This is a genomic window from uncultured Candidatus Kuenenia sp. (assembly GCF_900696675.1).
In the GTDB taxonomy this organism is placed as follows: Bacteria; Planctomycetota; Brocadiia; order Brocadiales; family Brocadiaceae; genus Kuenenia; species Kuenenia stuttgartiensis_A.
Genome location: NZ_CAADGZ010000097.1, coordinates 1 through 13,375, shown reverse-complemented (window position 1 = coordinate 13,375; position 13,375 = coordinate 1). Strand labels below are relative to the sequence as shown.

The following is a 13,375-nucleotide window of genomic DNA, read 5'->3' as shown; positions in this document are numbered from 1 at the left end:
AGCCTTTTAAAGCATTTGTATCAACGGCTAAACTTTTCCAATCGTTTGGGAAGAAAGTTCTTAGAAGATCCCAATCTTCTCTCATCATGGCTTTATCCTCCTATAGAGTGATTAGCGGGATAATTAACATAAAAATACCATGATGAATAAAATTTGTCAATAAAACAAGTTAGCGCTTATGGGGTGCAGGGGGTGGACTGGATTTCTCCATCGATTCAACTACCCCTTTATTATGAAAACAAATTTGACCCTCTTTCCCACGCTCCGCAGACTGGTCAAATGTACAATTTTATCCTGTTTTGTAACATGCATTTCCACGCAGAGCGTAGGACTATGAAAAGAAAAACTTATGACTATTCATGTTATAAACCTCTCAGATTTCCTCCGCAGACAATTCCACCCCCTTAATCCCCCGCCAGCGGGGGACAGGCTTGCCACATCCCTTGCGGCTTTCATGCCCTTGTGGGGTCGATCCAGGCAAATGTGCATTCCAGGTTTTTTGTGACTTCTGCCATGTTTTAATGAAACGTACAGTAGTATTAACCCCTGGCAGCGTTGTTTTGCTCCAATCACACATACGGTCACAAAAAATCGGGAATGCGCCTTATTGCCGGGTGCATTCCTGATTTTTTGTAAATATTCGCACATGCCTGTTGGTTGACAGATATTGTATAGCAAACATCTTGTTTAATTAACCCTGTCAGGGTTGTTTCTGTCATTTTCAAGCGGTAAAAGACAAGTTTGAAACCTGTCTCTACGTTACTGTTAACCCCTACTGATTGTTTTTTTGCAAAAAATCGGGAATGCTCCCCGCAGAAATACACCCGATGAATCAAATATCTGAATGCGATGATTGTCTGTATCGGCAACTATTATGTTGCCGGCGCTGTCCGTCGCAACACCACTAGGAAGTCTAAATTCTCCATCAACAAGGCTAAGGAAGCCGAATTTAAACAGAAACTGGTATTCCATATCCCCTCCGCCGTTACTGGATAGTAACTCATTGGTTTTTGTCTTTGCGGTTATGGAATCAGCCTCAGACGTGTTGCTTTTTCCATAAGGGGTTATTCCTCTACCGCGCCGGTAGTTTGCCGGTCTTTTCCCTTTGCCTTTTATGCCATTCCTCTCCAACACAGGGTGTTGCGAAGCTGCTTTCAATGCGGTGTGATCCCCTCTTCTTTTCTCCATCAATTGATGAAACAATTCCACCATGGCCGGCGGCTCCTCCTGATTGCGGTTATATTCACTGTGATTTTCAGAAAGGCCGTCAGGGATAGCAGCCGATACATATTTGCCTGACGTCTCATGCCCGTAGAAAAAACTACCAGATAAAAATACTATCACCAAAAGAACTAACATGGGTATTCCGATAAGCCGTTTGTTTTCCCTCATTATTACAGCCTCCTTTTTATTAAATCAGCGTGCATCTTTCATTACGTTTTTATTGAAAAAACATTACATAAATCCTGCAAAACACGACAGAGCCGTGTTGTCTGGTTCAGGAATAACGTAACCAGCGTCAAATGCTTGCTGTTGACTATTACTGCGTGACAGACAAGCACAGAATTTACTTTTTATATTTACTACTGCTCACCTTTAAAGCTTACGCTGCCATTTGTGTTGAGGGTTGTTTTTACCGGGTCTTTAATCTTTATGCGGAAATTTGTTTTAATATCTCCTTTTATAGTATTTCCGTTAGAAGTCCCTGTGATTGTCATTTTTTTGATGCTTATCGAGAAATCAGAGTCGTTTAGGCCTATTAAATAAAAATTTTTCATAATCCCATCTATAACTTCCTGCTTGTCTGTTTTGATTTTGAAAGTATTATTTCCCGTGTCTTCCCACTCACTCTTAATACCCAAGGTTTCACCTTTAAATTCTCTGTTACTCGAAAGCGTCCATGTATCCTCTGCTATTTTAATCTTGTCCGCCTTAATGGTTACTTTGTAAACACCCGGCACAACTGCCCCAAATAAAGATACCTGGCACAAAGTAATGCACAGTAAAGGGATTAAAGGCAAAAATCTAAGACAGCTTTTAAAAATACTTCTTTTCTTCTTTCGATTCATTCAACTCTCCTTATAAATAAAACATCCATGTCTTGTATGGCAAAAAAATGAATAAATAATCAATAGCGTGGAGGGGAATAACAACCTGAAATGTATTTTGGAAAAGAAACAGGAATACCTTTCTTAAAAAAGAAATATTTTGCACTGTATATTAAAAACAAGCCTCTGCCAATACCCTATTTTGGGTGTATATAATGTACCCCAAAAACTGGACAGCACCGGACAGAACTTCTGGCTAAACATATCGTGGCGCCCACGTGGCGTGCAGTGTCGGACTTTGGCGGAACGACGCTTCGTCTTCAAAAACAATCAGCGCTTTTTCTTCAACGGCTTTTTTTTAATGTGGGGTAAGTGTACCGGGTCCACTTGTTACGAGCTACAGGATCGGCCTTTACTAATCGATAGGTTGGGCGCTGGAAAGAAATTCCAATCTGCTTCAAGAGCTTCCGCACATGCCCCGGATGATATTCGAGGCCAAACTCATTTTCGATTGTCTTTGCAATGATTACGGATGTCCATACCCCAGTATCATAGCCATAAGCAATGGGGCCGCTCTCAACAATATCAAGGAGCCTTTCTTTTTCATCCAGACTTAGTCCGGCTGGTCGCCCGCAGCGGTGTCCCTCTAATAAGCCGTCAATTCCGTATTGATTCCACGTGCGAATCCATGCTGGAACATTGGTGCGGTTTACTTTTAAAATCTCCGCAACGTCTCCGGGTGGGCGGCCTTCCAGGTTAAGAATAACCGCATGCAATCGCGTTGCCATTCGATACGCAGAATCTTCCTGAGCTGATTTTTTCAACGCGACTAACTTCTTAATCGTTTGCCGATTCCCCTTTGCTTTCAAGGCTTGCATAAGGCCTCCGTTTTGTAATGTATTATTATTTATACGCACAAGAGGCCATAATGTAACCTTTTTTATTTCGTTGTCAATATTCATTTCCATACAAGCACCGTGAAATATGGCTTACGAAGAAATGATGTATATTTAATTATGCGCAGTTATATAGTGTAGTGTGCGTGACAAAAGGTTTGCTTCCTTATAACCCCACGCGCCCCTTTCCTGTAATGAAGCATAAATTGACCGGCTCCTAAATTTCGTTTCATGTGCACAGAATGGCAACTGGGAGCATTCCTGATTTTTTGTAACAGTTTAGATTTTTGAAAAATAAAAATGCTCGTTCCCAAGCTCCGCAGACTGGGTCAAATGGGCAATTTTATCCTATTTTACGACAGGCATTCTCCACTTTAATGGGAAAACAGCACTAAATAGGGTCGAAAACAGGCATAATGCGAAGAGTTGTCCCCACTTTTGAGACAATAAAGTTCATTTGACCCAGTCTGTCCGGCTTGGGAACGTAATTGCGTTGGAAGCTCTAGCTTCCATTTAGCCGGCAAGCGAAGCTTCGTGTATTATTCGATTCAAAAGAGGTTTCCAAATATCTTGGGTAACATACTGAAAAGCCTCCAAGCTGACATTATGGGTTCATTCCCTTTTCCATTCGAAGCGGGAGCTTCTCAAACAATCCCGTTCTCAAGCCGGAGCTTGGGAACGGGCGGTTTTTTTCATAGGACTAAAGTATTACAATTCTTTGTAAAAAAACAAAATGTGTGAAGATATACAAAAAATCGGGAATGCACCCATGGCAACTCCGTTTTTTTCTTTGTGTAATTTATATACCTTCTGATATTTTGAAAGGTGAAACAGTTGCCATTTTCAGAATACTAAACTGTTGCAAAAAATGTAATTGTAATAAGAATCCTTTGTCGGAAAATCATGTGAAGCAACGGGAATATTTTTGTGGATTAACCTTGCACAAAACGCTTTAATAATAATGCTCCACATAAAAATTTGACTACAAGTTTGTTTTTGAAAATTCCGGCAAGAACGATGTATGTGACACTGTAAGGGGTGAAGCATTTGAAATAGTCAAATACTGCCCAAGGATCCACATCCTTCGTCCCTGCTTTGTCAAAGCATAAATTGTTACAAGAGCCGTGACTGTTTCGACGGAGGAAAAAAAGTTATAACACACACCTTTAAAGAAATAGTATTCTCCATCATTAAGGAATCTATCGTATGGAACAAAATTTACAGAACCTGCTGAACCGAATACAAAAAGAAGGTATTGATAAAGCGGATAAAGAGGCAATGAGGATCATCTCAGACGCCAGAGAAAAAGCTGCCGGGATAGTAAAAGAAGCGGAAATGAAGGCAAAAGAAATGCTTGAAAAGGCGGAGCTTGACGCCAGGTTGTTTGCCGAGCATGGCGCCAAAACTATAGCACATGCGGGAAGAGATGTTCTAATAACCGTAGGCAAAGGCATTGATACCCTGTTTAGAGAAATAGCCTTTCATTCTGTAGGCGAGGCGCTTTCACCTGATACTCTTATTCAGATGATGATAAAGCTGGCGTCTGCATATGCAGAAAAGGGGTTTGCGGAAGGCAGGATCAATATGCTGCTTAGTCCGGAAGATCAAAAAACGGTGGTAAAATTGTTTATGGAAAAATACCGGGAACAGTTTCGGGAAGGAATAGAAATACATGTTGATGATAAAATAATCAAAGGATTTAAAGTGTCGATGAAATCTGACGCCGTATTTCACGATTTTACACAGGAAGCGATTGCTGATGCTATTTGTTATTTTCTAAAACCACACCTTGCCGGGATTATTCACCGCGTTGCAAATGACATTGCGAAGGAGGATTGAATGGCCTATTATTATCTGGTCGCAAGCCTTATTCCGCTTACTTTAGAGGGTGATGTTTCATTCACCCCCAGGGAATTCTTTGAGTCATGCAAAAATATGCTTGCTTCTCAGGACAGGAAGGATCTCGAATACGTTATAGACGGGCGGCCAGAATCCGCACGGCATGCATTTGTCAGGAAATGGCTTTCCGCTGAAAATCAGTTGAAAAATGCCCTTGCTGCGGCTAGATCTGCAAGATTAAATATCGATTCACATCAGTTCCTGCGGGGAGATAAGAAGATTGACATAAATGCTGCGAAGATTGTTGCAGAGGCGCTCAGCAAACACAATCCCCTCGATAAAGAACGTGCTTTGGACAAATATCGATGGAAACTCCTTGATGATATGGCAAGGGCTGATTTTTTCGGCATGTCATCCATTTTTTCTTATGTGATTAAGCTGAAATTGATAATGAGGTGGAAATCATTGAATGATGAAAAGGGGCGTGAAGTGTTGGAAAAACTCATTGTGACTAATTCCGGGGAAATATGCTATGGGATGTAAATGCGGAAGCATTGAAAGTGCAAATTGCCACTGCGGAAGAATTGTAGGCATAAACGGCAATATGATAACCGTAGAATTTTATGGAATGTTAAGGCAGAATGAACTGGCTTACATTATGCTGGAAGATGTACGTCTGAAGGCGGAGGTTATACGGATAAGGGGCCGTTATGCCGACGTGCAGATACTGGAAGATCCGAGATGGTTGAAAGTAGGGGGGCATGTTGATTTTTCAGGAGAACTACTGGCGGCAGAGCTGGGACCCGGTTTGCTTACACAAATTTTTGACGGTCTTCAAAATCCTCTTCCTGAACTTGCAAGAGAGTGCGGTTTCTTTTTAAAACGTGGGGTATACATGGACGCCATTCCGAGGGATAAGGAATGGAAATTTACACCTGTCGTAAAAAAAGGAGATGTGCTAAGAGCCGGCGACTCCATTGGCACTGTGCCTGAAGGGATTTTTTCTCACCGCATCATGGTGCCTTTTTCGCTCCGCGGCAGATATTGCGTTGAATGGGTCGCGGGGCATGGCTCATACCGGGTGGATGAGACAATAGCGGAGCTAAAGGATAGTAAAGGAGCGCTCGTAAAGGTGACTATGGTTCAGAAGTGGCCGGTTAAAGTACCCCTGAAATGTTACAGTGAACGGCTGATGCCTACGGAAACCCTTATGACAAAGATCAGAATTCTTGACACGTTTTTTCCGGCGGCAAAGGGGGGGACGTTTTGTGTTCCAGGTCCTTTTGGCGCGGGCAAGACGGTGTTGCAGCAGCTTATAAGCAGAAATGCGGATGCTGATATTGTTGTTGTCGCCGCATGCGGAGAAAGGGCTGGGGAAGTGGTGGAAACGCTTCGTGAATTTCCGCGGATTACCGACCCACGAACAGGAAAAAGTCTTATGGAACGAACGGTGATTATTTGCAACACCAGTTCAATGCCTGTGGCAGCCCGCGAGGCTTCTGTATATACTGGGGTGACGCTGGCGGAATATTACCGGCAGATGGGATTGCACGTATTGCTGCTGGCGGATTCCACATCACGGTGGGCGCAGGCGCTTCGGGAAGTATCGGGGCGTATGGAAGAAATACCGGGCGATGAAGCATACCCCGCCTATCTTGAGTCTGTTATTGCCGCATTTTATGAACGCGCGGCGATAGTGAGACTGCATGACGGATCTGTGGGGTCTGTTACCATAGGCGGCACTGTCAGCCCCGCCGGCGGAAATTTTGACGAGCCGGTTACGCAGGCAACTCTCAAAGTAGTCGGTGCATTTCATGGGTTGTCAAAAGAACGTTCAGATGCGAGAAGATACCCCTCCATTCATCCCCTTGAAAGCTGGAGCAAGTACAATGGTATTGTTCAGGCGGAATACCTGCTGTTGGCGCTAAAAATCCTCAGAGACGGCAATGATATTGCACAGATGATGAAGGTGGTGGGCGAAGAAGGCACGTCTATTGATGACTTTATCACTTACCTGAAAAGCGAGTACCTTGACGCTGCCTACATGCAGCAAAATGCGTTTCATGTCGTGGACGTGGCATCTTCGGGCGAAAGGCAAAAATATACATTTGGCAAGATGGTAAAAATACTTGGCGCGAAAATGTCGTTTGCCGGCAAAGATGCAGCGAGGGCTTTTTTCCATACGCTGACACAAAAAACAAGAGATTGGAATTATACCGCCATGGAGTCTGATGAATTTCAGGCGATCGAAACGGAATTGGACAAAATGCTCGGGGGGGAAAGTGCGCAGGATATACAATAAAATTGAACAAATTGTCGGGAACGTTATCACTGTTATTGCCGAAGACGTTTCCTATGGAGAACTGGCAAAAATAACAACAGCGGAAGGTAGTTCCATTGCCCAGGTTATCAGGCTTGAAGGTGACAGGGTGTCACTGCAAGTCCTTGCGGGAACTAGGGGAATGTCCACAAACGCCGAGATTAATTTTCTGGGACATTCGATGAAAACGCCGTTTTCTAAATTCCTGCTCGGACGTATCTTTACCGGAAGTGGAGAACCGCTCGATAAGGGACCGGCAATTACTGAAAATCTGATTGATATCGGCGGGCCTTCGGTAAACCCTGTTAAACGTATAATTCCTGAAAATATGATACAAACAGGAATCCCAATGATTGACGTATTTAATACCATTGTGGAATCACAAAAACTCCCGATATTTTCCATTGCCGGAGAACCATACAATCCCCTGCTGGCGAGGATTGCGCTGCAGGCAAAAGTGGATATCATCATACTTGGCGGAATGGGGCTTAAATATGATGATTATCTTTTTTTCAGAGATATTCTGGAGAAAAGCGGCGCTATAACAAGGTCGATACTTTTTATTCACACGGCGGCTGATCCCACGGTTGAGTGTATTCTTGTGCCGGATTTGTGCCTTGCGGTTGCAGAACAGTTTGCCTTGCAGGGGAAACGGGTGCTGGTCTTACTGACTGACATGACAAATTTTGCCGATTCTATTAAAGAAATCGCAAATACGATGGAACAGATACCTTCAAACCGGGGCTACCCAGGCGACCTGTACAGTCAGCTTGCATCGCGATACGAGAAGGCGGTCAATTTCGAGGGCGCAGGGTCTATCACCATCCTTGCCGTGACGACAATGCCGGGCGACGATGTTACGCATCCGATACCGGACAATACCGGCTACATTACCGAAGGGCAGTTTTATCTGAAGAACGGAAGGATAGAGCCTTTTGGTTCGCTGAGCCGCCTCAAACAACATGTTAATAACAAAACACGCGAAGACCATCGCGCCATTATGGACTCCATGATACAGATATATGCCAGGTATAAAGAAAGTATCGAAAAACAGTCCATGGGATTCCGGATGAGCGCATGGGACAACAAGTTGTTGAAATATGGCGAACGTTTTGAACGCGAAATGATGGATTTGAATGTCAATATCCCTTTGGAACAAGCCCTTAACCTTGGGTGGCAAATACTTGCAGATTGCTTTCAGCCTGCTGAAACGGGTATTACAACAAGGTTGATTGAAAAATTCTGGCCGGCTGCCGCACGCATTGGTGCTTCATAATATTATCGTAACTTCTCAATAAACTGAGATTAACAACCCCTTTACCCCTTATATTATGTGGGATACTGTACAGCCGGCAATAGGCAAAATTACAGATTGTTGATTGAGGACGGGTGCATTCTCGATTTTTTGTATATCTTCACACATTTTGTTTTTTTACAAAGAATTGTAATACTTTAGTCCTATGAAAAAAACCGCTCGTTCCCAAGCTCCGGCTTGGGAACGGGTTTGTTTGAGAAGCTCCAGCTTCGAATGGAAAAGGGAATGAACCCATGATGTTAGTTTGGAGGCTTTTCAGTATGTTATCCAAGATATTTGGAAACCTCTTTTGAATCGAATAATACACGAAGCTTCGCTTGCCGGCTAAATGGAAGCTAGAGCTTCCAACGCAATTACGTTCCCAAGCCGGAGCTTGGGAACGAGCATTTTTGTTTTTCAAAAATCTAAACTGTTACAAAAAATCAGGAATGCTCCCTTTCCTATTGAGTACTGAGTACTGAGGACAAATGTTTTATTCCTGTTATATAACAAGGTACACGTGAATATCTTTTTGAAAAGCCAAACTAATACAAATTGTTACAGACTAACAATAAATAATTATGTCGAAGGTTAAATTTACAAAAAATGAACTCAAAGCCCAGCGTGACGCCTTACGTCGTTATAAACGTTATCTCCCTACACTGGAGCTGAAGAAAATGCAGCTTCAGATTGAAGTCAGGAAGATAGATCATCTTATAGCGGAACAGAAAAAAGAGGAGAAACGTATATGGGATGATGACCTTGACGCATGGATATGTTTGTTTGCAGAAGATATTGATATCGGCTTTTATATCAGAGTTAAGGAAGTGAAATGCAGCATTGGCAATATTGCCGGGGTTAGTATTCCGGTATTTGACAAAGTGGAATACGAGCGCAACCCTGTAGATTTTTATGCCACTCCCCCATGGGTTGACGATGGGATTGATGTGCTGGAGCGTTTGATAAAACTTCGTATAGAGATGAATATTTATGAACGGCAAAAGGAACTACTGTCGGATGAGCTTCGCGTGACCTCGCAGCGTGTGAATCTGTTTGAAAAGGTGAAAATCCCTGAATGTATAGAAAATATAAGAAAAATCAGAATTTATCTTGCGGACGAACAAACAGCGGCCGTGGTTAGGGCAAAAATGGCGAAACGCAAATTTCAGAATGTAAGGACGGGTGCATGATAACACCAATGAAGAAGATTACACTCTTATGCCTGAAGGATGACCAGGAAATGGTGCTGAATGCATTATATGAATTGGGTGTATTGCACGTCACTCATATGAAACAGCCTGTTTGTCGTGAACTGAAAAAGGAAAAGGAATATTACGGGAGGCTGCAGAGGGCGATCGGCATGATACCTTTGAATACAGAGGATAGACCGTCCGGCGATGCGGCACAAAGTACGCTTGAAAAAGTTGAGAAACTTGTTCAACGCCGTAAAGAACAGGAAGAGGTATGTGAAAAATTGAACTACGAAAAACAACGGGTGCAGCCCTATGGGAATTTTGACCCTGCGCTTGTTGCTTCACTGACAAAAGAGGGAATAAACATTCGTCTTTTTCGTTCCCCCTCTCACCAGCCTGTTATAGCGCCAGAGGATACATTCTTATTCATTGTTAATAAAGATAAGAATTTTGTTTATTTTGTAATTGCCGGAGATGGTGATTTCCGGTGCGATTATGAAGAATTTCATGTCACCGGGAAATCTCTGGCAGAAGTAGAGGCGGCTCTTATTAACGCCGAAGAAGAGTTGAAATCAATTACCAGGGAATTTGAGCGATTGGGAGGCGAATGGCATGTAATGAACGAAGCTCTTCTGATGACGAAAGAAAAGATACACCTTTTGGAAGTAAAGGCAGGCATGGGAAGCGCGGAAGATATTGTCTATCTTCAGGGGTTTTGTCCCGCAGACAAGGTGGCGGAAATCCTGAAAGCTCCTGCGCTGCAAGGCTGTGGTTCCGTTATTGCCGATCCGTCAGCGGAGGATGACGTGCCTACCCTTATACGGAATCCAAAGTGGGTGGAGCCTGTCAGGACAATATTCGACATGATTAATATACTGCCAGGTTATAGGGAAAAGGATATAAGCGGCGTCTTTCTGATCTTTATCAGTGTATTTTCCGCGCTATTGATAGGCGACGCCGGATACGGCGCCCTTTTTCTGGTTATAACCATTGTAGCAAGAAGGATTTTTTCTAAAGCGCCGCCTGCCCCGTTTTTCCTGTTGGGTATTCTCAGCGTATGCACGATAGTATGGGGGATTCTGACGGGAAATTATTTTGGCGCAAGCAATATTCCCGCCTCATTAAAAATGTTGCATATAGAGTGGCTTAATAATGAAAAGAATATAATGCACCTCTGTTTTATGATTGGAGCTATCCACCTGACAGTTGCGCATGCATGGAATGCAATGAGAATAATGAATAGTCCGAGGGCTATTGCACAGATTGGATGGATAGGTATGACATGGTTGATGTATATCACTGCACGCACAATGATCCTTGATACAGCGTTTCCCGCGTGGGGTTACTATTTGCTGTTTGCCTCATTAGGTTGCGTGGTTCTCTTTACCACTTCTCCAAAAAAAATAAAAAAAGACTGGCCTGACCTTATGATGTTTCCTCTTAATGTAATCAGTAACTTCGTTGATGTTATCTCTTACATCCGTCTTTTTGCCGTTGGCAGCGCTTCGCTCGCCGTAGCAATGAGTTTTAACGAAATGGCATTGGGAAAGGGAATCAGCAGCGTTTTTGCAGGATTCATCGCGGCATTGATTCTTTTCCTGGGACACGGGCTTAATGTTGCACTTATGGCGCTGGGCATCCTGGTGCATGGCGTGCGGTTGAATACGTTAGAATTTTCCGGCCATGTGGGAGTGCAATGGAAAGGTATTCCCTATACCCCGTTTTCAAGAAAACAAAGAAGATAAAATCATGGAGCTTTTATAAACAGACAAGAAAGGAGTGCTTATGGCAATGGATTCGAATACAGTTATTTCTATTGGTAGATTGGGTGCGATGGTGGCGCTTGTTATGGCGGCGATAGGGTCATGCCTTGGGACGGGAGCGGCAGGGGCAGCAGCTATCGGTGGATGGAAAAAGTGCTATGCCCAGAATAAGTCTGCTCCGTTTATGCTGGTTGCATTTGTGGGGGCGCCATTATCCCAGACTATTTACGGCATGATTTTGATGGGAAATATAATGAAGGCCGCTGTCACAGGTGCGGCATTTCCAGTCTTGCTGGGGGCTGGGTTTCTGGGAGGTTTTGCAATGGGGCTTTCTGCATGGATGCAGGGGCGTGCAGGTGCAGGGGCATCCGACGCACTGGCGGAGACAGGGCAGGGATTCGGTAACTATCTTATGGCCCTCGGGGTCATTGAGACAGTTGCCTTGTTTGTTCTGGTTTTTATAGGTAAAACGCTTGTTTAAGTAGTCAGAAGAGAAACTATGGAAGAATCACAGTAAATCCAAAGATACTTGGTGGAAAGCCAATCATTAAAGGAACAAGGATTACGGTAGAGTTTATCCTTGATCTATATAACTGCGCAATATTAAACAGACATTATGGACTGCAGAACTGCGCCACTAAAGGGATGATCAACTCTGGATTATTTTGCATGGTATCGAAAGTGTGAGTTAGTGCGGCGCAGAGGTCGGTTTCTGTTTCATGATACCGATTATGAGTTGCTTGTTTGCGTGTATATTTCCAGAGCTTTTCCTGCGCGTTAAAGTCTGGCGAATAAGGTGGCAAATTAAACACTTCCGTGTATTTCCGGTTTTTAGAGAACCATTCGTACGTGGTGGGATGCTTGTGGTATGACGCATTATCCTGGATAAAGTAAATGCGGTGGCCTCGCCTGAAAAAAAACTTTGTCATATCCTCCAGGAACTCAACGTAGGTTTCATGATTGAATTGGGCTTCCCTGCGGCGGAATAAAGATTGTCCGGTAAGCACAGCAACCGCCCCGAATATTTTCTGGGTATTGCGTTGCCCACCGGACAAAACTTCTGGCTGAACATGTCGTGGCGCCCACGTGGCATGGAGTGTGGGACTTTGGCGGAACGACGCTTCGTCTTCAAAAACAATCAGCGCTTTTTCTTCAGCGGCTTTTTTTTAATGTGGGGTAAGTGTACCGGGTCCACTTGTTACGAGCGACAGGATCGGCCTTTACTAATCGATAGGTTGGGCGCTGGAAAGAAATTCCAATCTGCTTCAAGAGCTTCCGCACATGTCCCGGATGATATTCGAGGCCAAACTCATTTTCGATTGTCTTTGCAATGATTACGGATGTCCACACCCCAGTATCATAGCCATAAGCGATGGGGCCGCTCTCAATAATATCAAGGAGTCTTTCTTTTTCATCCAGACTTAGTCCGGCTGGTCGCCCGCAGCGGTGTCCCTGTAATAAGCCGTCAATTCCGTATTGATTCCACGCGCGAATCCATGCTGGAACATTGGTGCGGTTTACTTTTAAAATCTCCGCAACGTCTCCGGGTGGGCGGCCTTCCAGGTTAAGAATAACCGCATGCAATCGCGTTGCCATTCGATACGCAGAATCTTCCTGAGCTGATTTTTTCAACGCGACTAACTTCTTAATCGTTTGCCGATTCCCCTTTGCTTTCAAGGCTTGCATAAGGCCTCCGTTTTGTAATGTATTATTATTTATACGCACAAGAGGCCATAATGTAACCCTTTTTTATTTCGTTGTCAATATTCATTTCCATGCAAGCACCGTGAAATATGGCTTACGAAGAAATGATGTCTGTTTAATTATGCGCAGTTATATATTAGCATCCGATGTGTCCGAAGAAGAAATATTGAAGGATTATCCCCATTTAACCGTTGAGGATATTCACGCCTGCTTATGCTATGCAGCCCGGTCTTGTAAAAATGAAATTTACCTGGAGTTGGAAACTAACCAATGAAATTCTGTGAAATAAGGATTCTCACAGATGAAAATATTTCCCCA

At 43.6% G+C, this 13,375-nt stretch carries 13 protein-coding genes; 8 read left to right on the top strand and 5 right to left on the bottom strand.

The window, feature by feature from the left end; genetic code table 11:
• Positions 1-765: 765 nt before the first annotated feature.
• The 3 genes from QZT26_RS12895 to QZT26_RS12885 form a co-directional block, all read right to left on the bottom strand.
• Positions 766-1,392: a hypothetical protein gene (locus tag QZT26_RS12895; RefSeq protein WP_205713399.1), complete on the bottom strand. Its 627-nt coding sequence runs from the start codon at positions 1,390-1,392 to the stop codon at positions 766-768.
• A gap of 191 nt (positions 1,393-1,583) precedes the next feature.
• Complete coding sequence (locus QZT26_RS12890; protein WP_295102648.1) at positions 1,584-2,069, bottom strand: hypothetical protein; 486 nt, start codon at positions 2,067-2,069, stop codon at positions 1,584-1,586.
• A gap of 323 nt (positions 2,070-2,392) precedes the next feature.
• Positions 2,393-3,010, bottom strand: a complete 618-nt coding sequence (locus QZT26_RS12885) for a winged helix-turn-helix domain-containing protein (RefSeq protein ID WP_295102645.1) — start codon at positions 3,008-3,010, stop codon at positions 2,393-2,395.
• A gap of 1,140 nt (positions 3,011-4,150) precedes the next feature.
• On the opposite strand from QZT26_RS12885, the gene QZT26_RS12880 reads away from it, so the two are divergent.
• The 7 genes from QZT26_RS12880 (at position 4,151) to QZT26_RS12850 (ending at position 11,834) form a co-directional block, all read left to right on the top strand.
• Positions 4,151-4,783 (top strand): hypothetical protein, encoded by a 633-nt coding sequence (locus tag QZT26_RS12880; RefSeq protein ID WP_099326500.1) that lies wholly within the window; start codon positions 4,151-4,153, stop codon positions 4,781-4,783.
• A complete protein-coding gene (locus tag QZT26_RS12875; RefSeq protein WP_295102643.1) occupies positions 4,784-5,326 on the top strand; it encodes a DUF2764 family protein in 543 nt (180 codons plus the stop codon).
• Entirely contained in the window at positions 5,316-7,085 is a 1,770-nt protein-coding gene (locus tag QZT26_RS12870; protein WP_099326502.1) for a V-type ATP synthase subunit A, read from the top strand. Before QZT26_RS12875 ends, QZT26_RS12870 begins: the two co-directional genes overlap by 11 nt.
• Positions 7,066-8,379 carry a V-type ATP synthase subunit B gene (locus QZT26_RS12865; RefSeq protein WP_295102640.1) on the top strand — a complete coding sequence of 438 codons (1,314 nt, stop codon included), beginning with the start codon at positions 7,066-7,068 and terminating at the stop codon, positions 8,377-8,379. The genes QZT26_RS12870 and QZT26_RS12865 overlap by 20 nt, the downstream gene beginning before the upstream one ends.
• A gap of 599 nt (positions 8,380-8,978) precedes the next feature.
• A complete protein-coding gene (locus QZT26_RS12860; RefSeq protein WP_099326504.1) occupies positions 8,979-9,587 on the top strand; it encodes a V-type ATP synthase subunit D in 609 nt (202 codons plus the stop codon).
• Positions 9,584-11,335 (top strand): hypothetical protein, encoded by a 1,752-nt coding sequence (locus tag QZT26_RS12855; RefSeq protein ID WP_099326505.1) that lies wholly within the window; start codon positions 9,584-9,586, stop codon positions 11,333-11,335. The genes QZT26_RS12860 and QZT26_RS12855 overlap by 4 nt, the downstream gene beginning before the upstream one ends.
• Positions 11,336-11,381: 46 nt before the next feature.
• Complete coding sequence (locus tag QZT26_RS12850) at positions 11,382-11,834, top strand: hypothetical protein (protein WP_197705245.1); 453 nt, start codon at positions 11,382-11,384, stop codon at positions 11,832-11,834.
• A gap of 133 nt (positions 11,835-11,967) precedes the next feature.
• Here the strand turns inward: QZT26_RS12850 and QZT26_RS12845 are convergent, their stop codons facing one another.
• Both QZT26_RS12845 and QZT26_RS12840 read right to left on the bottom strand, forming a co-directional pair.
• On the bottom strand, positions 11,968-12,492 hold the full coding sequence (locus QZT26_RS12845) for an IS630 family transposase (protein ID WP_230405800.1): 525 nt from the start codon (positions 12,490-12,492) through the stop codon (positions 11,968-11,970).
• A 13-nt stretch (positions 12,493-12,505) separates the two neighbouring features.
• Positions 12,506-13,039, bottom strand: coding sequence for a winged helix-turn-helix domain-containing protein (locus tag QZT26_RS12840; protein ID WP_099326507.1), 534 nt, complete (start codon positions 13,037-13,039; stop codon positions 12,506-12,508).
• Positions 13,040-13,178: 139 nt separating this feature from the next.
• Here QZT26_RS12840 and QZT26_RS12835 point away from each other — a divergent pair, with 139 nt between their 5' ends.
• Entirely contained in the window at positions 13,179-13,331 is a 153-nt protein-coding gene (locus QZT26_RS12835; RefSeq protein WP_099326508.1) for a DUF433 domain-containing protein, read from the top strand.
• The last annotated feature ends 44 nt before the right edge of the window (positions 13,332-13,375 follow it).